The sequence below is a fragment of the Salinisphaera sp. S4-8 genome, assembly GCF_040361235.1.
GTDB lineage: Bacteria > Pseudomonadota > Gammaproteobacteria > Nevskiales > Salinisphaeraceae > Salinisphaera.
Genome location: NZ_APNF01000012.1, coordinates 62,467 through 80,660 on the forward strand (window position 1 = coordinate 62,467; position 18,194 = coordinate 80,660).

An 18,194-nucleotide genomic window follows, 5' to 3' on the forward strand; every position below is an offset into this window, starting at 1 on the left:
CGCTCGTGTCCAACGACGACATGCTATCGCAGGACGAAATCGATTCGCTGATGCTCGGCGTCAGCGGCGATGACGAACCGTCCGCCTCCCAGACCGATAACGGTGGCAAGCGCATTCGTCCGTTCGATCCGAACGACCAGCAGCGCGTGGTCCACGGGCGCCTGCATGCCTTCGATATCATCAACGAACGCTTTGCGCGGCGTTTTCGCATGTCGCTGTTCAACCTGATCCGGCGCAATGCGGATATCACCGTCGGCCGTATCAAGATCCAGAAATACAAGGACTTCACCCGCAATCTGCCGGTACCGGCCAATATCAACCTCATCAGCATCAAGCCGCTGCGCGGCAATGCGCTGGTGGTGTTTCCGCCAAATCTGGTCTATCTGGTGGTGGACAGCCTGTTCGGCGGCGATGGGCGCTTTCTCACCCGCTCGGAAGGCCGCGAGTTCACGCATACCGAACAGCGCATCATCCAGCGCCTGTTGTCGCTGGCACTGGAAAGCTATGCCGAAGGCTGGAAGAGCGTCTATCCGGTGGAGCTGGAGTATCAGCGCGCCGAAATGCAGGTGAAATTCACCAATATCACCAATAACGACAACGAACTGGTGATCAGCTCGACTTTTCATGTGGAGGTCGGCGCCTTCGGCAGCGATTTCCAGATCTGCATGCCCTATTCCATGATCGAGCCGATCAAGGATCTGTTGTCGGGGCCGCTACAAAAGCGCGATCCGGAAGAAGAGCAGCACCGTACGCGTCAGCTGGCCGGCGAGATCAAGCAAAGCAATATCAAACTGGTCGCCGATTTCACCGAGATCGAGACCACCCTCGGCGAGGTTTCACGCCTGGCGGTCGGCGATGTACTGCCCATCGAACTGCCGCGCGCGATTACCGCGCGGGTTGATGGCGTGCCGGTGCTCGAATGCGACTACGGACGACTCAACGACCGCAAGGCGCTGCGCGTGACCCGGGTCATCAACCAAGAGGCTTCCAAGTCCAAACAGGGACCGAAAAAATGAACGATCAAGTGCCCCAGAGCGACGCCGACGACGATTGGGCGGCCGCGCTTGCCGAACAGGCCGGCAGCGAAACCGAAACGGACAACGCGGACAGCATGGAAGACGCCTGGGGCGAGGCCATGGCGGAGCAGGCCGAGGTCGAGTCGAACAAGAGCAGCGCGTCCAAGGCGTCTGGCGCCGGCGACAAGGCCACCAGCGCCGGTGACAGCGTGTTCAAGCCGCTGGCCGACGAGGCCAAGGCGGGTACGCCGCGCGAACTCGACATGATCATGGAAATCCCGGTCACCCTGTCGGTGGAACTGGGCCAGACGCGCCTGACCATTCGCGAACTGCTCGACCTCGCCCAGGGCTCGGTCGTGGAACTCGACGGGCTGGCCGGCGAGCCGATGTCGATTCTGGTCAACGGCTATCTCATTGCCCAGGGCGAGGTCGTGGTGGTCGACGAGAAATACGGCATCCGTATCACCGAAATCGTGACCCGCTCGGAACGCATCCACAAGCTCAACAAATGAACGAAGATCAGGCGCAACAGACGATCGACGCTGCGCAAAACGCACCGCGTAACGGCTCGGCCGACTGGCTGCACGGGCGCACCCAGACCAGCGCCGATACGCCGTCATCGGCGGTGCCCAAGGCCAACGGCTCGCTGGGCATGGAAAGCATCGGTCGCACCTCGCTCGGTCTGATTGTGGTGATTGCGCTGATCTTTGCCTGTAGTGCGCTGCTCAAGCGCTTCGGCCCCTACCGCAAACGCGGCGGGCGTTCGCTGGATATCATCGCCAGCCAGAGCCTGGGCCCGCGCGAGCGGGTGGTGGTCATCGAAGTCGAGGATACCTGGCTGGTACTCGGCGTGGCCCCCAACAGCGTGAACACGTTGCATACCATGCCCGCCGGTGAACGCGACGTGCCGGCCGAAACCAGCCCGGCCAGGCCGTCGAACCCGAGCTTCGGCGAGGCGTTTGCCGAAAACCTGCGCCGCGCCGGCACGCGTTTCACCCGGCACGACGGAAAGCGTTGATGCGCCGCCGGTCGATCCACCTGCTGCTCGCGCTGCTGGGGCTGACCGTGAGCTTTGCCGTCGGCGCCCAGGAACCCGGTGCCCTGCCGGGCGTGGTCACACGCCAACTCGAAAATGGCGGCCAGTCCTGGACCCTGTCGGTCCAGACCCTGGTTCTGCTCACGGCCATGGCATTTTTGCCCGCCGTACTGCTGATGATGACCGGCTTTACCCGCATCATCATCGTGTTGAGCCTGCTGCGCAGCGCCATCGGCACGCCCACGGCGCCACCCAATCAGGTATTGCTGGGGCTGGCCCTGTTTCTGACCTTTTTTGTGATGTCGCCGGTGTTCGAGCGCATCTACGATGTCGCCTACGAACCGCTTTCACGCGACGAGATCACTTTTCAGCAGGCCATACAGAACGGCGTCGGGCCGTTGCGCGAATTCATGCTGCGCCAGACCCGCGAGAGCGATCTGGCCATGTTCGCCAATCTCGGCGATATTCCGCCCATGCAGGGCCCGGAAGACGTACCGTTGCGGCTGTTGCTGCCGGCGTTCGTCACCAGTGAGCTGAAAACGGCCTTCCAGGTCGGTTTCATGATCTTCATCCCGTTTCTGATCATCGACCTGGTGGTGGCCAGCGTGCTGATGTCGCTGGGCATGATGATGGTGCCGCCGGCCACCATATCGTTACCGTTCAAGCTCATGCTGTTCGTGCTCGTGGACGGCTGGACACTGCTGATCGGTTCGCTGGCCGACAGCTTTTTCATGACCTGAGGCATCGTCGATGAGTCCTGCAACCGTCATGGAGCTGGCCTATCAGGGCATGAAAGTCACCCTGCTCATGGCCACGCCGCTGTTGTTGACCGCGCTGCTCGTGGGCCTGGTGGTCAGCCTGTTTCAGGCCGCCACCCAGATCAACGAAATGACGCTGTCGTTCATCCCCAAGATCCTGGCGGTATTCGCCGCGCTCATCGTGGCCGGGCCGTGGATGCTCGGGCTGATACAGGATTTCACTCGCGATCTGTTTCTGAGCATCCCCGGCCTGATCGGCTAGCCGCGCGGGCCGCGTCGCGATGATCGAGTTCACCACGAGCCAGATCACACCCTGGGTGATGGCGCTGTTCTGGCCATTCGTGCGTATTCTCGCGTTCGTCGCGGTCGCACCGATTCTCGGCGAAAACAGCCTGTCGCGCGTGGCCAAGGTCGGCATCGCCGTGCTGCTGGCCTTCATCATCGCCCCGACGCTGCCGCCCCCGCCGGATATACCGCCCGTATCGTACGTGGGCGTGTGGCTGATCGTGCAGCAGATTCTCATCGGCATCGCCATGGGTCTGGTGATGCGCGTTGTCTTCGCCGCGGTACGCGCGGCCGGCGACTATATCGGCCTGCAGATGGGTCTGGGCTTTGCTTCGTTCTACTCTGCGGCGATGGGCGCGAACATCATGGTGCTCGCCCAGATTCTCAATGTCTTCGCGCTGTTGTTCTTCCTGGCCTTCGATGGCCATCTGATCATGATCCGCGTGCTCGCCATGACCTTTATCGAGCTGCCGGTCGGCGCCGGCGCGATCGAAGCCGATGGCTGGTACTTGCTGGTGCGCTGGGGCGGCACCGTGTTCAGCGCCGGGCTCGGCCTGGCGCTGCCGCTGGTCACCGCGCTTTTGACCATCAATATGGCGCTGGGCATTCTCAACCGCGCCTCGCCCCAGCTGTCGATCTTCTCGATCGGCTTTCCGTTGACCCTGTTGTCCGGCGTGGTGTTGCTGTTTTTCATGGTGCCGGAACTCGGCGGCCTGTTCGAGCAGATGTTTGCCAACGGCATCGAGGCCATGGGCGCAATCCTGAGCGCCATGGCCGGCAACAACTGAGCATCGGCTGTTCCCAGCATCGGAAAAACACGCGCTGTGCGAAATGCGCGGCAAGATTGTCCGCCAATGAACGCGAAGAAACGCTAGTAAATGCTGGACTGGCGTTTTGCAGTCTTCGAAAGGTTCGCAAGGCCGATTTTCTTCACGCGGAGGGAAGTCAAGGCAAAGAAGGTCTGTCCGCGAATGAACGCTAATAAACGCGAATAAGGGCAAAAGGCCGTACGGGCGTTTCGCGGCATTCGAAGGCGACGCAAGACTGCAGCGTCGCCCCGTGCGTCGAAACCGCCTTCTTCCATTCGCGCGTATTCGCGTTTATTTGCGGACTATTTCTTCAAGCGACAGGCAGCCAAGGCAAAGAAAAGCTTTCCGCGAATGAACGCCAATAAACGCGAATAAAGGCAAAACGCCGGACGGGCGTTTCGCGGATTTCGAAGGTGACGCAAGACTGCGGCGTCGCCCCGTGCGCCGAAACCGCCTTCTTGCATTCGCGTGTATTCGCGTTTATTTGCGGACTGTTTTCTTCACGCTACAGGTCCGGGTTGGTAGCCGGACCCGGCGCAAGCGCCTCGCTAGAGATTGAACATCGACAGCTTCTGGATATCGGTGAACGTCTTCTGCGAGAACTGCAGGGCCACTTGGGCGAGACTGTAGTCCGAATAGGCGGACATGTAGTCGAGATCCTCGAGCTGCGAACGCGTCGTATCGTAGTTGAGCCCGCGCGCCGCGCCGACCGTATCGAGCGTATCCAGTTCGTTGAGCCGTGAGCCCAGCGAGGCGCGTACGGTGAGTACGTTGTCGAGCGCGTTGGCGACCTTGCGATTCGCACTGTTGATGCCGTTTTCCAGCGCAGCGCGCGAGGCCGGCGTCTCGGTGCCCTGCTTGAGCACGTCGATCACCGAAGCAAGCGTATTGAGGATGTTGTTGTCTTCGTCGCGATCGCGGGCAAAGGTAAAACTATCGCCATCCGCGGGCTCGCCCTTGATGGTCGCGAGCATGCTATCGCCCAGCGCGATCGGCTCGCCTGCCTTATAGGGCTGATCGGCCGTCACCGTTTCGCCAGTCGTGGCATTGACCACGGTATAGCGGGTCTCGCCGCCGGCTTCGCTGAAGCTCAGGCGGAATTCGTCGCCGAAATCGGCTGCACCCGAGTCAGCCACGTTGATCGCGCCGAATACGCCGCTGCCGGCATTGGCGTCGTCAGCGCTGGCCACATACTGGGCGCTATCGGTGACTGAGGAAAACACGCGCGTGCCGGTGTCATTGACCGCCATCATGCGCGATGCATCCACGCGCAGGTTTTGCAGGCCCTCATCGCCCTGATAGCTCACCCGGCCGCCGGACTCGACGAACGGCGTCCGATCGCCGTCGTGACCGGCGAATATGTAACGGCCGTTGCCATCCTGAGCATTGGCGCTGCCGAGCATTTCGGCATAAATGCCCTCCAGCTCGGTGGCAATGGAATTGCGGTCGGCATCGCTGAATGTGCCATTGCCGGCCTTGACCAGCAGCGGCGTAACCGATTGCAGCGCTTTGGTGACCTGATCCAGTTCGGCTTCTTCGGCCGCCATGCTGCGCCGTGCCGCGGTACGGCTGGCTTCGAACTGGTCGTTGACCGCACTGGCCTGGGAGACCACCAGCGCCTGCGAGGCCGCACGCGGGTCGTCGGCCGGCGTGACGATCTTCTTGCCGCTGGCCAGCTGCTGGCCGACTTCGGCGACCTTGCCCTGCTGACGCATGATCGACTGCATGCTCATGCTGTAGATCGAATTGGTACTCAAGCGCATGACGTGGGCCTTTTCAGGTTAAGACTAGGCGCGGATGCCGAGCAGCGTATCGAACAGGCTGGCTGCCGTTTCGATCACGCGCGCATTCGCCTGATACATTTGCTGGTAATACATGAGGTTGACGCGCTCTTCGTCGAGGTTCACGCCGGAAACCGACTGCTGCGCGGTTTCCAACTCGCTGGTGAGCATGTCCTGGGCACTGCTGTTGACCTGCAACGAACGTGTCTTGTTGCCGATATCGCTGACCAGACGGGCATAACCACTGTTGAAGCTGCTATCGCCTTCGATGGCGGGTTCGTCCTGCAGCGCAGCCATGTCCAGCGCATTGCGATTGTCGCCAGTACCGCCGCCCTGGCCGGCCGCGATCGCTGCCGTATTGGTGACCGCGACCTCCATGGCCGCGGCCGCGCGATCCAGCGGCTTGATGACGAAGGCATCGCCATCCAGCGGCTGTCCCTGCATCTGAACCTCGACGCCATCGAATTGCAGCGGCATTTCGTCGCCGCCGAAAAAGCGCTGGTCGCCATCGCTCATGCGGGTGAGCTTGTAGGAACTGGTATCGCCATCGTATTCGAGCCGGTAGTTGCTCGCGCGCACTTCGGCACTGGCGCCTTCGGTGAAGGTCACGTCCAGCGTGGCCGTGCTGTTGTTGTTCGCATCGCTGAAACTCACCGGGTCGGCGGTTTTGAAGAACGCGCCGCCGGCCTCGCCCTTGAGCGTGGTGCCGCCTTCATGCAGTTCGTTTATCCGCGCGGCCAGCGTATGGGCGATCTGGTCCAGACGCTGCTGGGCCGGCTCGAGCGAATTCTTGCGGAACGCCATCAGCCCACCCACCGTACCGCCCTTGATACTCGACTCCGGCAGCTCGCGCACCTGGCCGTTGCCAACCTCGAAACCCAGCACGGGACGTGTCGGGTCGGCACTCGAATCCATCAGGACGAGCGACTTGGCGCCGTTGGAATCCACCAGCGGCTGGCCGGCTACCGAGATGTGATAGTCGTTGCCGTCCTGTACCGACAGCTTGACGTCGACGAGATCCCCGAGCGCGGATACCAGTTGATCGCGTTGGTCGAGCAGATTGTTCGGCGGCTGGCCGGTCTTGGCCTGGGTTTGCACGATCTGCTTATTGAGGTTCGAAATCTGCTCGGCGTAGTTGTTGACCTGGCTGATCGCGCCGTCCAGCTGCGATTCCACGCTTTCGCCCATATCGGACAGGTATTCCGAAAACGCACGGAACTGTGCGGTCATGCTGTTGGCATCGCCCAGCAGCGATTCACGGGCGGCCGAATCCGCCGGGCTCGCGGACAGTGTTTGCATGCCGCCGAAGAATTTCTGCATCAGCGGCGCCAGACCGGCCTCGCTGTCGCCGAGCAGGTTGTTGACCTGCGAAATCTGGCTCAGATGGCTGTCAAACGCACTCGATCGGCTCTTGGCATCGTTGAGCTGGCCGGTGAGATACTGCTGATACTGTCGCTCCACACCCGTGGTACGTACACCCGCGCCCTGCCCGTCGCCGGTCTGGGCGGTACTCAGGCCCGTCACCTGGCGGCTATAGCCGGGGGTATTGACGTTGCTGATGTTGTTGCTTGTGGTCGCCAGCGCGGTCTGCGCTGCGCCGAGTCCGGTCAAGCCGATGCCGAATAGATTGGACATGATCGCTCTACAAGTTTGGCATGCGCACCCGCGGTGCGTTCGCTATGTGCAAATAACGGCGAAAACGAAAAAAAGTTGAATCGTTCGCGACCGCGCCCTGGCTAGAAAAGTCTTGTCAGATCGGCACTTTTGACCTCACCGAGCTGGGCGACCTGCACCGCCGGGGCCGGCGCGTCGGCCGGCAGGCGTTTCATGATCGACACCAGCTTGTTGGCATAGGCCGGATCGGTGGCATAACCGCAGTTTTGCAACGCCCGCGCGGCATGCTCCGCGGTGGGCGCGTCGACTACCGGCTTGTAGCGCGGCGATTGCGTCAACAGCCGTGCGTAATCGGAAAATGCCTGTTCATAGGAATCATAGGCTCGGAATTCAGCCCGGGTGCTGTAGCGGCGCGAACCCTCGTACTCGGTGGTTTTCACGCTCGCCGCATCGCCATCCCAGCCGGTGGCCTTGATATTGAACACGTTGAAGCTCGGGCTGCCGTCCGCGCGGGTGATTTCATGCTTGCCCCAGCCGGTTTCGAGCGCGGCCTGGGCCAGGATCAGGCGCTTGGGAATACCGGTTTCGCGGGCAGCCACCGCAGCGGCCGAATCCATGCGATCCAGAAACTTGTTGACGTGATCAGGCAATACGGCACGGCGTACCGTATCCGACGCCGACGTCTGGGCAACCGCCTCGGCGGGCACCGAAGCTTCGTTAGACGCTGCCTGCAACGGTGGCCGGGCAAAGGTCTTGCGCGCCAGATCATCAGCCGGCTTGTCGGCCAACTTTTCGGCCGAACGGCTCGCAGACACCGGGTTGGAGGCCTGCAACGGCTGGGGCGATGCACTGGGAATGGATGCCAGCAGCGAATCCACACCGTTGTCGTTCGTCGCTGCCGGCCCGGGTTTGCCCTGCAGCTGCTGGGTAAGCATATCGGCCAGGCCGATACCCCGCTGTGACATCGTCTGCGCCCATTGCTGATCCATGAGCGACTGATACATCTCCGAGCGCTGGCTGTTGAGCAGCCCGCTCTGCGGAATGGCGTCGCGCATCTGCTTGAGCATTTTCTGCAGAAATACTGCTTCGAACTGCTTGGCGGCTTCCTTGATGCCCTCATCCGGCGAAGTACGTGCCGAATACTTGAGCTTGGCCACCGAGTTCATGCTCAGGGCGAAATCACCGCTGCTGCCCATACCGGTCATTTAAATGATCTCCAGCTCGGCGTTGAGCGCACCCGCGGACTTCAACGCCTCGAGAATGGCCATCAGATCCGTCGGCGTCGCGCCCAGCCGGTTGAGCGCGTCCACCACTTCGCGCAGCGAAGCGCTTTGGCTAATGGTATGCAACACGCCACTGCCTTCCTGGACCGTAATATCGGCATTGGGCACCACGGCCGTCTGACCGCCGGACAACGCATTCGGCTGGCTGACGATCGGATTGGAATCGATCACCACCGACAGACTGCCGTGGGCAATCGCCGCGCTGTTGAGCGTGACATTGCGATTCATCACCACCGAACCGGTCCGCGAGTTGATCACCACGCGCGGGGTTTCCTGTCCCGGCGTGACGTCGAGCGCCTGTACACGGGCCAGAAACGCGACCTTGGCGCTCTCGTCGGCCGGTGCCTTGAGCGTGATCGTGCGCGCATTCTTGGCCGTCGCGATATTGGAGCCGAAGGCCTCGTTGATGGTGTTCATCGTGCGCAGCGCGGTATTGAAGTCGGCGCGCTTGAGCGCGAGATCGATTTCGCCACCCATACCCAGCTGCGAGGGCACCGTACGCTCGATTATCGCACCGCCGGGGATTCGGCCCGCGCCGGTCTGATTGACCTGCACACTGCTGCCACCGCCCTCGGCACTGATACCCGGGGCCAGAATATTGCCCTGGGCCAGCGCGTAAATATTGCCGTCGGCGCCCTTGAGCGGGGTCATCAGCAGGGTGCCGCCACGCAGGCTTTTGGCATTACCAACCGAGGAAACCGTGACATCCAATGCCTGGCCGGTGCCGGCGAACGGCGGCAGATCGGCCGTGACCATGACCGCGGCCACGTTCTTGAGCTGCATGTTGGTGCCGGCGGGTACGGTCACGCCCAGTTGCGTGAGCATGTTCTTGAGGGCCTGGCCGGTAAACGGCGTCTGGGTGGTCTGGTCACCGGTATTGCCCAGGCCCACGACCAGCCCGTAGCCGACCAGCGGGTTGGAGCGCACGCCGCTGAACGTGGCGATATCGGCCAGCCGCGCGGCCTGCGCGCTGGTCACGACCATTACCGCGCCGGCCATCGCCAGCAGCATCCGTTTGCACCATCCGATCTGGATCATGTTTCGTCTCGCTCGCAAAAAAGGAACAAACGTGGAGCCTGTCGTGCCTAGAGCGGCGACAGGTTCATGAACACGCGCTGCAGCCAGCCCATGCGCTGCGCTTCGTCGATATAGCCATCGCCGTAGTACTCGAGCCGGGCGTTGGCCACCTGGGTCGATACCACGGTGCTGTCGGCCGACACGGTGCGCGGATTGACCACGCCCGAAAACAGGATGTATTCCACGCCCTGATTGATGCCGATACGTTTCTCGCCAGCGACCTGCAGGTTGCCGTTGGGCAGCACATCCATGACCGTGACCGTGATCGTGCCGGTGAAGTTATTGGAGGCATTCGCCCCGCCGCTGCCGTTGAAGCTATTCGAACCCGACAGATCGGTGCCCTGATTTTCCAGCAGGCTTTGCAGCACTTCCGGGATCTGGGTCGGGGTGAATTCCACCGAGCCATTGCGGCTGGCCTTGGCCGCCGAACTCTTGGAGGCACTCACGGCCTCGTCGAGCACGATGGTGAGAATATCGCCGACCTGGGTGGGACGCCGATCCTCGAACAGCGGCTTGGTATAGCTGGCACGAAAGATCGACCCGTCGGCTGGCGGCGCGGGCGGCAGCTGCGGCGGCGCGGTAGTCGGACCTTCGACCACGTTCTTGCGCGGCAGTTGAGCACAGGCAGAAAGCGCCACCAGGGCCGCGACGACCACGGCCAGGCGCAGAATCCGTGCAGACAGGCGTGCGCTTTGCATGGGTGGCTCGTTACAGCTGGGCCAGACGCTGGAGCATCTGGTCGGAGGTTTCCACGGCCTTGGAGTTGATCTCGTAGGCGCGCTGGGTCGCGATCATGTTCACCATTTCCTCGACCACATTGACGTTCGAGGTTTCCACGAACTTGTGGCGCAGCAGGCCGGTGCCGTTCAGGCCGGGGATGCTGTCGTTACGCGGACCCGAGGCGGTGGTTTCGCGATAGAGGTTGTCGCCGATGCTCTGCAGACCGGTCGGGTTGATGAAGGTGGTCAGCTGCATCTGGCCGACCTGGACGTTCTCGGCCGTGCCCGGCTGGGTGACCGATACCGTGCCGTCGGTGGCCACGCTGATCGACAGCGCGTTTTCCGGAATGGTGATCGCCGGCTCTACCGGGAAACCCGAAGAGGTCACCAGCTGACCGTTCTGGTCGATCTGGAACGAGCCATCGCGGGTATAGGCATTGGTGCCGTCGGGCATCTGCACGGCAAAGAAGCCGCGGCCATCGATGGCGATATCCTTGGAGTTGCCGGTCTGCTCGAGATTACCCTGGGAATGCAGGCGCTCGTTGGCCACCGGCTGAACACCGGAGCCGATCTGCAGACCCGACGGCAGGTTGGTCTGCACCGACGACAACGCGCCGGGCTGACGCATGTCCTGATAGAGCAGATCCTGAAAGACCGCGCGCGAGCGCTTGAAGCCGTTGGTCGACACGTTCGCCAGGTTGTTGGCGATGGTGTCGAGCTTGACCTGCTGGGATTCCAGACCGGTCTTGGCAATCCAGAGTGAACGAATCATGTGTTGTCCCTCGTTGCGACGGGCGCATCGCCCGTACGCGAATATCTATTCAAAAGTAACTAGCTCAGCGACAGCAGCTTGTTGGCGCTTTGATCGTTTTCGTCGATGCTGCTGATCATCTTCATCTGCATTTCGAAGCGGCGTGCGTTTTCGATCATCGAAACCATGGCTTCGGTCGGATTGACGTTGCTGGATTCGACCGCGCCGCTGACCACTCGCACGGTGTCGTCAGCCGCGAACGGCGCGCCGGGCGTACCGTCGGGGTTGTTACGCGGATGAAACAGGTTGTCGCCGCCACGCGCGATCTGGTCGGGTTCGGGGTTGACCAGCTTGAGCCGGCCGATTTCGGCAATGGCGTTGGGCTGATCGCCCGCGCCCAGCGCGGAAATGGTGCCGTCGGCCGCGATCGTGACCTCGGCGCCCAGCGGCAGCACCAGGGGCGCACCGAACTCGCTGAGTACGACGTTGCCATTGCTGCGCAGCAGACCGGTCGAGTCCATCTGCAACCCGCCGGCTCGGGTATAGGCTTCGCTGCCGTCCTGGGCCTGCACCGCGAGCCAGCCGTCGCCGTCGATGGCGACGTCGAGGCTGCGGCCGGTTTCGGTCATGTCCCCGGGGGTCAGATCGGCCCCCGGGGTGGTGGTGGCCGTGATTGCCCGTGTCGCCAGCCCGTCGCCGTTGACCGGCACGGCCCGAAACATCGACAACTGCCCGCGAAAACCCGGCGTCGAGGCATTGGCCATGTTGTTGGCCACCACGGCCTGGCGGTCCAGGGTCTGGGTCGCGCCGCTCAGGGCGGTATAAATCAGTCGATCCATAACGAAACGTCCGGCGGGTTAAACGGGCGGGCCAGCGGCGACTAGCGCAGGTTGACCGCGGTCTGCAGGACCTGATCCTGCGTCTTGATGGTCTGCGCGTTGGCCTGGTAGTTGCGCTGCGCGATGATCATCTCGACCAGCTGCTGGGACAGATCCACGTTGGAGCCTTCCAGGGTCGAACCCAGCAGGCTGCCGAACTGACCGGTGCCGGCTACGCCGAGCCCGGCCTGGCCGGATTCCGCGGTTTCGACCCAGGCGTTGCCGCCCACCGGCGACAGACCCTGTTCGTTACGGAAGCTCGCCAGCGCGATCTGGCCGACATTGATGGCCTGACCGTTGGAGTAGCTGCCGCGGATCATGCCGTCCTTGCCGATATTGATCGCGGTCAGATCACCCGAGACATAACCGTTCTGCTGGGGCGTGCTGGCCGAGAAGTCCTGGGCAGTCTGCGAGGAACCGGCGAAATCGAACGTGAAATCGATCGGCGCGGAACCGTTCTGGGCATTCAGGCTATAGGCCACCGACGAGGCGCCGAGCGTATCGGCCTTGTCCTGCTGACCGGCAGCGGTCAGGTTGCCGTTGGCGTTGAAGCTCAGCGTGCTGGCGGGCAGGTGCTCGACATAACGAATCTGACCACCCGAGAAGGTGCCATCCGGCTGTGCGGTCGCGCCCGAGACATAGGCGGTGTAGTTGTAATCGCCGTCGCTGAACTCGTAACTGCCGTTGCCACCGTTCACCGGATCGAAGCCGTTATAGGTGTTGTCGGCATCCACCGTACGCGGCAGATTGGACTCGTCGCCCAGGGCCATTTCACCGTTGACGCTCCAGCTGTTGGCCGCGGTCTTGGTAAAGAACAGATTCACGCTATGGGCATTGCCCAGCGAATCGAACACGGTGTTGGGCGTGCTCCAGTTGTAGCTGTCGGTGTCATCGGCATTGAAGTCGCCGGTCTTGATCTCGGCGCCCGCATCCAGCGCGGTTTCCAGCGACGCTTCGGTGGTCGCCTTGGCATTCATGCGCTCGGTCGGGATCACCAGCGGCACCGGATTGCCGCCGGCAGCCACCACGGGCTCGGCATTCGGGTTGTTGAAGTTGGTCACGTTGTAACCGGTCAGCAACGCACCCTGGGCATTGGCGATGTTGCCGTCCTTGGTCTGCTGGAATTCGCCGTTACGCGAGTACAGGGTCTGGGTGCCATCGGTCAGACGGAAGAAACCGCCGCCGTCAATGGCCACGTCGAGGTTACGGCCGGTGTTGTTGAGCGCACCGCCGGTGAAGTTCTGGGTGATACCCGACACTTTGGCGCCGAGACCGGTCTTGGCACCGGCGTAAATGTCCGCGAATTCGCTACGCCCGGACTTGAAGCCCACGGTCTGCGAGTTGGCGATGTTGTTGCCGATGCTGCTCAGGCTGCTGTTGGCCGCGTTAAGACCGCTGACCCCTTGCGAAAAACTCATGGTGTTTCCCTCGTGTTTCGAGTGGTTAGTATCCCGGCGTACGGGTGGAATTGATTAGGCGATTAGCGCGCGTTTGCGTGCGCAATTCATTACCTGTGGCGATCAAATGATCTGGCGGATGGAATCGAGATCGACCAGCCCCTTGTTGGGCCCGAGATCGAGCTTGGGCCCGTTCTCACCGGCAACCACGCCGCTGACATAGCCCGTCGACAACGCCTGCGCGTTCACCGCTTCGCCATTGGGGCCCACAGCCTCGATGTTGACGCGGTAATTGCCCTTGGCCACGACATTGCCGGCGGCGTCGCGGCCATCCCAGGAGAACGACTGCACGCCGGCCGGCTGATCGGCGTAGGACGATTCATGCACCACCGCACCGCTGTCGTCGGTGATGGTGAGCTTGATTTCGCTGGCGGGCCCGTCCAGCTCCATGCCGAACGGCAGCGCTGAACCCTGTTCGCCCACGCTGATGTCGTTGCCCGGCACAAGCACGCCACGGCCGATCAGCGCGCTGGCCTGCAGCTGCTGCGAGGTATCGATCTGGCCGTTGATGTTGGCCAGGGTGTCGTTGAGATCGTTGATGCCACTCACGGTGTTGATCTGCGCGATCTGCGAGGTCACCTGGGAGTTGTCCATCGGGTTGAGCGGGTCCTGGTTCTGCATCTGTGCAACCAGCAGGGTCATGAACTGCTCGCTCATGTCCTTGGCACGCGTGCGCGATGCCGCGCCGGTGGCGCTGGCGGCACCGGCGGCGTTGACGGAACCCAGAATATCGGTAGGCATGACGTTTGAACCTTGTTGTTATTCGCCGAGCGACAACGTACGCAGCGCCAGCTCCTTGCCGGTGTTGAGCACTTCGATGTTCGCCTGGTAGGAACGCGAGGACGAGATCATGTTGATCATCTCGTCGGTGGGATTGACGTTGGGCATTTCGACATAGCCGGCGTCGTCGGCCAGCGCATGCCCCGGGTTGTATTCCTTGCGAAACGGCGCATCGCTTTCCAGGACATTGGATACGCGCACGCCGCCGATGCCCTCGGCCGCGCCGGCCTCGAGCTCGAACCTGACCTGCTTGGCCCGGTACGGCTCGCCGTTCGGACCGGCCACGCTGTCGGCGTTGGCCATGTTGCTGGCCGCGACGTTCATGCGCTGTGCCTGGGCGGTCAGCGCCGAGCCGGCGGTATTGAAAAGATTGGAAATCGACATGCTTATCCCTCGTGGTTAAACGCCAATTAGCGCTCGGGCTGCATCGCAGCGCGCAGTCCCTTGATCTGCGAACCGAGAATCTGGAGATTGGCGCGGTAGTGCACGGCGTTGTTCATGAATTCGACGCGTTCGACGTCCATATCCACCGTGTTGCCATCCAGACTCGGCTGGGCGGCATTGCGATAGGCCAGCTGCGTGCCTTCGAGGCTGCCCGGGCTCGACGCGCCGATATGCCCGGCCGCGGTCGTCTTCAAGGGCACGGCCGGCGTGCCGTTATTACCGGCAGCACCGAGGACACGATCGAGCTCGGCACGAAAATCGAAATCGCGCGCCTTGTACCCGGGCGTATCGGCGTTGGCGATATTCGCGGCCAGCACATCCTGGCGCTTGTCGCGCATGTCCAGCGCCTGCTTGTAGAAACTCAGCGTTGCTTCGAGTCGGTCGAGCATGATGACGGCCCCCGTGATGGCCTACAGGTGGTTTTGCGAGGCTCATACTAAGAGCGCCGTACGCCAGCCGATGGACAGAACAGGCACCGATTTGGGCGCTATTTCGGCGGATGGTGCGCGCGCATGCCTCTCTACAATGCGCCGACATCAGCTTCCGAGCGCCTTACGAGCCTGCATACGAATGAACCCGGTCGCCCTTGTCCGCACAGCACGCATCGCGCCACAGCTATTGGCCGCGGTGGTGCTGGTGTGCGTGGCGATAGCGGCGCAGGCCGACGACGCCGACATGCAGCAGTTGATCGGCGACTATCTACGCGCACAGGCGCCCGGCACGGGCGATGTCGAGATTTCGGTGGCCATGCCGAGCGTGTCCATGCCCGTATGCCACCACCCGCGCCCGTTTCTGCCCTCACGTAACCCGCGCATCGCCGGCAATATCACCGTGGGCGTGCAATGCCCAGGGGATCGCCCGGCGACCCGTTATTTTCAGGCGCGCGTGACCGTGATCTCGGATTACTACGTCGCCGCGCGCGATCTGTCACCGGGCGATGTGCTTGGCGCGGCAGATATCCGGCGCGAACAGGGCGACCTGTCGCGCCTGCCGCCCAACGTCGCCACCCGGCCCGATTCACTGATCGGCATGTCGGTGAGCCGACGCGTAGCCGCCGGGCGCCCCCTGGGCGGGGCCATGGTGCGCGAGCCGATTGCGATCAAGCGCGGTGAGCAGGTGCGCGTGGTGGCCGTGGGGCCCGGTTTTTCGATTACCACCGAGGGCAAGGCCCTCAATGCCGCGCCGCTGGGCGGCGATGTGCGCGTCAGCACCCGCGAGGGTTCCATTGTCATCGGTCGGAGCACGAACGAGAATACGGTAACGATCACGCGTTGATCCGTCGCGCGCTAAATCGACGATCGGGATTAAAGAAAAAAAACCGTTCGCCGATGTTTGCGCCATGGCACGCACAATCGTTTCCGAATAAACGGAACGTTCGAGGAATACCGCCGTGAACATCGACCCGACACAAAACACCCCGCGCATCGTCCCGAGCGAAACGCGCGATATCAAAAAGACCGACGAGGCCAAGCCCGGCGCTCAGGCGCCTGCCGCGTCGGCCCGGTTTCAGGCGTCCGGCATTTCGGACGCATCGCAGGATATCGACATGGCCCGCGTCAACGAGATTCGCGACGCGATCAGCCAGGGCAAGCTCGAAATCCGTTCCGACAAGATCGCCGACGGCCTGATTGCCAGCGCCCAGGCATTGGTTTCCGGCAAGTCATAACCAGGACAACAGCATGAACGACCCCTTCGCGCTCAATCTGCAACAGCATCACGACGCCCTGGGCGAGTTCATGACCCTGCTCGAATCCGAGCAGTCGTTGTTCACCGACGCGCCGGTCGCCGTCGACGCGTTGTCGCGGTTGACCGAGCGCAAGGCCGGCCAGGCCAAGGCCCTGGAACAGCTCGATGGCCAACGGCGTGCGCTGCTGGCCGAACGCGGCTATGACACGGATCGCGATGGCGCCCGCCGCCTGGCCGCGACCCTGGATTGCGAAGCGCTCTGGCAGGCACTGCTCACGCGTATCGAAGCCGTGCGCGCGCAAAACCAGATCAACGGGCTGGCGATCGAAACGCGCCTGGACCACACCAACCGCACGCTGGCGTTTCTGCAGCGCGCGACCGGCCAGACGCTCTACGGTCCGAACGGACGCACACGCGCATTCGGCAGCAATCACAGCCTGCGCAGCGGCGTCTAGAAATCGGGGCGGCTCGGGCCGGGGCCGAGGCGCCCGGCCGCTGGCGCGTATGCGCTTGCGCTCGTCACTCTGAATCCACGAAGAACGCCGGCACAGGGCCGGCGTTTATTTTTCGATGACGTTGAAAACAGCTGACCACGTCAGCTGTTTTCGGTGCCCCGATTAATAAAACAGCCGCCAAGCCCTGCCTTGATTATGTACAAAGTTCAGCATGCAGCGTGAACAGCGGACAGCCTGGGCTTAGACCTGACTTGCGCCTTATTCGCGTTTATTTGCGGACTGATTTCTTCACGCGACAGGCAATCAAGGCACAGAAGCCCGTCCGCGAATGAACGCGAATAAAGGCAAAAGGCCGGACGAGCGTTTCGCAGATTTCGAAGGCGACGCAAGACTGCAGCGTCGCCCCCGTGCGCCGGAAAACGCGTTCTTCCATTGGCGTGTATTCGCGTTTATTTGCGGACTGATTTCTTCAAACGACAGGCAGCCAAGACAAAGAAGGGCTTGTCCGCGAATGAACGCGAAGACACGCGAACAAGGCGAAAGACAGATCGCTCGAGACCGCGTGCCTTGCTGTTCGCGCCGCATGCATAACTGTTTGGATAATCAATCGCTGCCTTGCACCTATGTTTATTGGCGCGCATTCGCGGACCGGTTTGCTCGTTTGAAGACGAAAGACCGCGGATGCCGCCGTTTGTGTGACCGACGGCGTCGCGCCAGTTCGCCGACACAGCGACAGGCGCTGATTCGTCGTGCGACCGAGCAGGCATCCTGGTTGCACACGGGCGCAGACAAACGCAGACAAGGCGCCAGGCGATCGCCGAAAACGCGCATGATCTGATGTTCACGCCGCGGGCTGACGTCTGTACATAATTCAGCGCACGGCTGGTGCCCGGGCGTCGGATAAAAAACGGCCTACTCGAAGTTGACCATCAAGCTCAGCCGATCGCCGGCCAGCGGCGTACGCGCGGCCGGCGGGCCGTCGATTCGAAAATAGAATCGAAACGCGGTCGCCACGGGCAAGCCGGAAAAGGCCATGGTCTGGCCGTGGGGGCGCGATGCGTCAACGCAGCGCCCCCCGCCGCATAGCTGTACCGCCAGTGCGCGCGGGCGCCATCCACGATAGTTGTAACGCCAGCTCACGCGCGTGATCGCCGTACCTGCCAGTGGTGTGTCCCGGCTCGGCAGCAGCGGGCCGAGCGCGTAGCGAAACCCCTGTTGCGAAAGCGTCGGCGCCTGGCTCTCGGCTACCCAGCGGCCGGCTGCCATGGCCGGCTTCGCGAAGCCGGCCAGCGCCTGGGCCAGGATCAGAAGCGCGCCGATCGCGGCGATTCGTACGGCGCTGTGTACAACATCCGCCATCGGCGA

21 protein-coding genes are annotated in these 18,194 nt (G+C 62.4%); 9 read left to right on the plus strand and 12 right to left on the minus strand.

What is annotated here, in order from left to right:
- Window positions 1–5: 5 nt before the first annotated feature.
- Genes fliM through fliR form a run of 6 tightly spaced genes read left to right on the plus strand, consistent with a single transcriptional unit; the run spans window position 6 to window position 3,883 of the window.
- Entirely contained in the window at window positions 6–1,016 is a 1,011-nt protein-coding gene (gene fliM, locus S4A8_RS16090; protein WP_353220919.1) for a flagellar motor switch protein FliM, read from the plus strand.
- The gene (fliN, locus tag S4A8_RS16095) at window positions 1,013–1,528 is read left to right on the plus strand and encodes a flagellar motor switch protein FliN (RefSeq protein ID WP_353175180.1); all 516 of its coding nucleotides are present in this window, start codon (window positions 1,013–1,015) and stop codon (window positions 1,526–1,528) included. Before fliM ends, fliN begins: the two co-directional genes overlap by 4 nt.
- The gene (gene fliO / locus S4A8_RS16100) at window positions 1,525–2,034 is read left to right on the plus strand and encodes a flagellar biosynthetic protein FliO (RefSeq protein WP_353220920.1); all 510 of its coding nucleotides are present in this window, start codon (window positions 1,525–1,527) and stop codon (window positions 2,032–2,034) included. Before fliN ends, fliO begins: the two co-directional genes overlap by 4 nt.
- The gene (gene fliP, locus S4A8_RS16105; protein ID WP_353220921.1) at window positions 2,034–2,792 is read left to right on the plus strand and encodes a flagellar type III secretion system pore protein FliP; all 759 of its coding nucleotides are present in this window, start codon (window positions 2,034–2,036) and stop codon (window positions 2,790–2,792) included. The genes fliO and fliP overlap by 1 nt, the downstream gene beginning before the upstream one ends.
- 10 nt (window positions 2,793–2,802) lie before the next feature.
- A complete protein-coding gene (gene fliQ / locus S4A8_RS16110) occupies window positions 2,803–3,072 on the plus strand; it encodes a flagellar biosynthesis protein FliQ (RefSeq protein WP_353175185.1) in 270 nt (89 codons plus the stop codon).
- Window positions 3,073–3,091: 19 nt separating this feature from the next.
- Window positions 3,092–3,883, plus strand: coding sequence for a flagellar biosynthetic protein FliR (fliR, locus tag S4A8_RS16115; protein WP_353175187.1), 792 nt, complete (start codon window positions 3,092–3,094; stop codon window positions 3,881–3,883).
- A gap of 569 nt (window positions 3,884–4,452) precedes the next feature.
- On the opposite strand, the gene flgL is transcribed toward fliR, so the two are convergent.
- The 11 genes from flgL to flgB all read right to left on the minus strand — a co-directional run bounded on the left by flgL (window position 4,453) and on the right by flgB (window position 15,077).
- Window positions 4,453–5,667, minus strand: a complete 1,215-nt coding sequence (gene flgL / locus S4A8_RS16120; RefSeq protein ID WP_353175189.1) for a flagellar hook-associated protein FlgL — start codon at window positions 5,665–5,667, stop codon at window positions 4,453–4,455.
- A gap of 24 nt (window positions 5,668–5,691) precedes the next feature.
- A complete protein-coding gene (gene flgK / locus S4A8_RS16125; RefSeq protein WP_353220922.1) occupies window positions 5,692–7,320 on the minus strand; it encodes a flagellar hook-associated protein FlgK in 1,629 nt (542 codons plus the stop codon).
- A 101-nt stretch (window positions 7,321–7,421) separates the two neighbouring features.
- Window positions 7,422–8,504 carry a flagellar assembly peptidoglycan hydrolase FlgJ gene (flgJ, locus tag S4A8_RS16130; protein ID WP_353220923.1) on the minus strand — a complete coding sequence of 361 codons (1,083 nt, stop codon included), beginning with the start codon at window positions 8,502–8,504 and terminating at the stop codon, window positions 7,422–7,424.
- The gene (locus S4A8_RS16135; RefSeq protein ID WP_353220924.1) at window positions 8,505–9,620 is read right to left on the minus strand and encodes a flagellar basal body P-ring protein FlgI; all 1,116 of its coding nucleotides are present in this window, start codon (window positions 9,618–9,620) and stop codon (window positions 8,505–8,507) included.
- A gap of 47 nt (window positions 9,621–9,667) precedes the next feature.
- Window positions 9,668–10,357: a flagellar basal body L-ring protein FlgH gene (locus S4A8_RS16140; protein WP_353175197.1), complete on the minus strand. Its 690-nt coding sequence runs from the start codon at window positions 10,355–10,357 to the stop codon at window positions 9,668–9,670.
- 10 nt (window positions 10,358–10,367) lie between these two features.
- Window positions 10,368–11,150, minus strand: a complete 783-nt coding sequence (gene flgG, locus S4A8_RS16145) for a flagellar basal-body rod protein FlgG (protein ID WP_353175199.1) — start codon at window positions 11,148–11,150, stop codon at window positions 10,368–10,370.
- 59 nt (window positions 11,151–11,209) lie between these two features.
- Window positions 11,210–11,968 (minus strand): flagellar basal-body rod protein FlgF, encoded by a 759-nt coding sequence (flgF, locus tag S4A8_RS16150; protein ID WP_353175201.1) that lies wholly within the window; start codon window positions 11,966–11,968, stop codon window positions 11,210–11,212.
- A 41-nt stretch (window positions 11,969–12,009) separates the two neighbouring features.
- On the minus strand, window positions 12,010–13,425 hold the full coding sequence (locus tag S4A8_RS16155; protein WP_353220925.1) for a flagellar hook-basal body complex protein: 1,416 nt from the start codon (window positions 13,423–13,425) through the stop codon (window positions 12,010–12,012).
- 102 nt (window positions 13,426–13,527) lie between these two features.
- Entirely contained in the window at window positions 13,528–14,205 is a 678-nt protein-coding gene (locus S4A8_RS16160; protein WP_353175204.1) for a flagellar hook assembly protein FlgD, read from the minus strand.
- Window positions 14,206–14,223: 18 nt separating this feature from the next.
- Window positions 14,224–14,628, minus strand: coding sequence for a flagellar basal body rod protein FlgC (flgC, locus tag S4A8_RS16165; RefSeq protein ID WP_353175206.1), 405 nt, complete (start codon window positions 14,626–14,628; stop codon window positions 14,224–14,226).
- Between the two features lie 26 nt (window positions 14,629–14,654).
- The gene (gene flgB / locus S4A8_RS16170) at window positions 14,655–15,077 is read right to left on the minus strand and encodes a flagellar basal body rod protein FlgB (RefSeq protein WP_353220926.1); all 423 of its coding nucleotides are present in this window, start codon (window positions 15,075–15,077) and stop codon (window positions 14,655–14,657) included.
- Between the two features lie 181 nt (window positions 15,078–15,258).
- Between flgB and flgA the strand changes: the two genes are divergently transcribed.
- The 3 genes from flgA to S4A8_RS16185 all read left to right on the plus strand — a co-directional run bounded on the left by flgA (window position 15,259) and on the right by S4A8_RS16185 (window position 16,829).
- Entirely contained in the window at window positions 15,259–15,963 is a 705-nt protein-coding gene (gene flgA, locus S4A8_RS16175) for a flagellar basal body P-ring formation chaperone FlgA (protein WP_353220927.1), read from the plus strand.
- 115 nt (window positions 15,964–16,078) lie between these two features.
- Window positions 16,079–16,354 carry a flagellar biosynthesis anti-sigma factor FlgM gene (gene flgM, locus S4A8_RS16180; RefSeq protein ID WP_353175211.1) on the plus strand — a complete coding sequence of 92 codons (276 nt, stop codon included), beginning with the start codon at window positions 16,079–16,081 and terminating at the stop codon, window positions 16,352–16,354.
- Between the two features lie 13 nt (window positions 16,355–16,367).
- Window positions 16,368–16,829, plus strand: coding sequence for a flagella synthesis protein FlgN (locus tag S4A8_RS16185; protein WP_353220928.1), 462 nt, complete (start codon window positions 16,368–16,370; stop codon window positions 16,827–16,829).
- A gap of 912 nt (window positions 16,830–17,741) precedes the next feature.
- On the opposite strand, the gene S4A8_RS16190 is transcribed toward S4A8_RS16185, so the two are convergent.
- A complete protein-coding gene (locus tag S4A8_RS16190; protein ID WP_353220929.1) occupies window positions 17,742–18,188 on the minus strand; it encodes a flagellar protein FlhE in 447 nt (148 codons plus the stop codon).
- Between the last annotated feature and the right edge of the window lie 6 nt (window positions 18,189–18,194).

Excerpts from the sequence above, each read along its gene's own strand:
- flgF (WP_353175201.1), bottom strand. The coding sequence starts at position 11,968 with ATGGATCGACTGATTTATACCGCCCTGAGCGGCGCGACCCAGACCCTG.
- fliO (WP_353220920.1), top strand. The coding sequence starts at position 1,525 with ATGAACGAAGATCAGGCGCAACAGACGATCGACGCTGCGCAAAACGCA.
- fliP (WP_353220921.1), top strand. The coding sequence starts at position 2,034 with ATGCGCCGCCGGTCGATCCACCTGCTGCTCGCGCTGCTGGGGCTGACC.
- flgA (WP_353220927.1), top strand. The coding sequence starts at position 15,259 with ATGAACCCGGTCGCCCTTGTCCGCACAGCACGCATCGCGCCACAGCTA.
- S4A8_RS16185 (WP_353220928.1), top strand. The coding sequence starts at position 16,368 with ATGAACGACCCCTTCGCGCTCAATCTGCAACAGCATCACGACGCCCTG.
- S4A8_RS16190 (WP_353220929.1), bottom strand. The coding sequence starts at position 18,188 with ATGGCGGATGTTGTACACAGCGCCGTACGAATCGCCGCGATCGGCGCG.
- fliN (WP_353175180.1), top strand. The coding sequence starts at position 1,013 with ATGAACGATCAAGTGCCCCAGAGCGACGCCGACGACGATTGGGCGGCC.
- S4A8_RS16160 (WP_353175204.1), bottom strand. The coding sequence starts at position 14,205 with ATGCCTACCGATATTCTGGGTTCCGTCAACGCCGCCGGTGCCGCCAGC.
- flgC (WP_353175206.1), bottom strand. The coding sequence starts at position 14,628 with ATGTCGATTTCCAATCTTTTCAATACCGCCGGCTCGGCGCTGACCGCC.
- flgG (WP_353175199.1), bottom strand. The coding sequence starts at position 11,150 with ATGATTCGTTCACTCTGGATTGCCAAGACCGGTCTGGAATCCCAGCAG.
- S4A8_RS16155 (WP_353220925.1), bottom strand. The coding sequence starts at position 13,425 with ATGAGTTTTTCGCAAGGGGTCAGCGGTCTTAACGCGGCCAACAGCAGC.
- S4A8_RS16140 (WP_353175197.1), bottom strand. The coding sequence starts at position 10,357 with ATGCAAAGCGCACGCCTGTCTGCACGGATTCTGCGCCTGGCCGTGGTC.
- flgB (WP_353220926.1), bottom strand. The coding sequence starts at position 15,077 with ATGCTCGACCGACTCGAAGCAACGCTGAGTTTCTACAAGCAGGCGCTG.
- flgL (WP_353175189.1), bottom strand. The coding sequence starts at position 5,667 with ATGCGCTTGAGTACCAATTCGATCTACAGCATGAGCATGCAGTCGATC.
- fliR (WP_353175187.1), top strand. The coding sequence starts at position 3,092 with ATGATCGAGTTCACCACGAGCCAGATCACACCCTGGGTGATGGCGCTG.
- flgK (WP_353220922.1), bottom strand. The coding sequence starts at position 7,320 with ATGTCCAATCTATTCGGCATCGGCTTGACCGGACTCGGCGCAGCGCAG.
- fliQ (WP_353175185.1), top strand. The coding sequence starts at position 2,803 with ATGAGTCCTGCAACCGTCATGGAGCTGGCCTATCAGGGCATGAAAGTC.
- S4A8_RS16135 (WP_353220924.1), bottom strand. The coding sequence starts at position 9,620 with ATGATCCAGATCGGATGGTGCAAACGGATGCTGCTGGCGATGGCCGGC.
- flgJ (WP_353220923.1), bottom strand. The coding sequence starts at position 8,504 with ATGACCGGTATGGGCAGCAGCGGTGATTTCGCCCTGAGCATGAACTCG.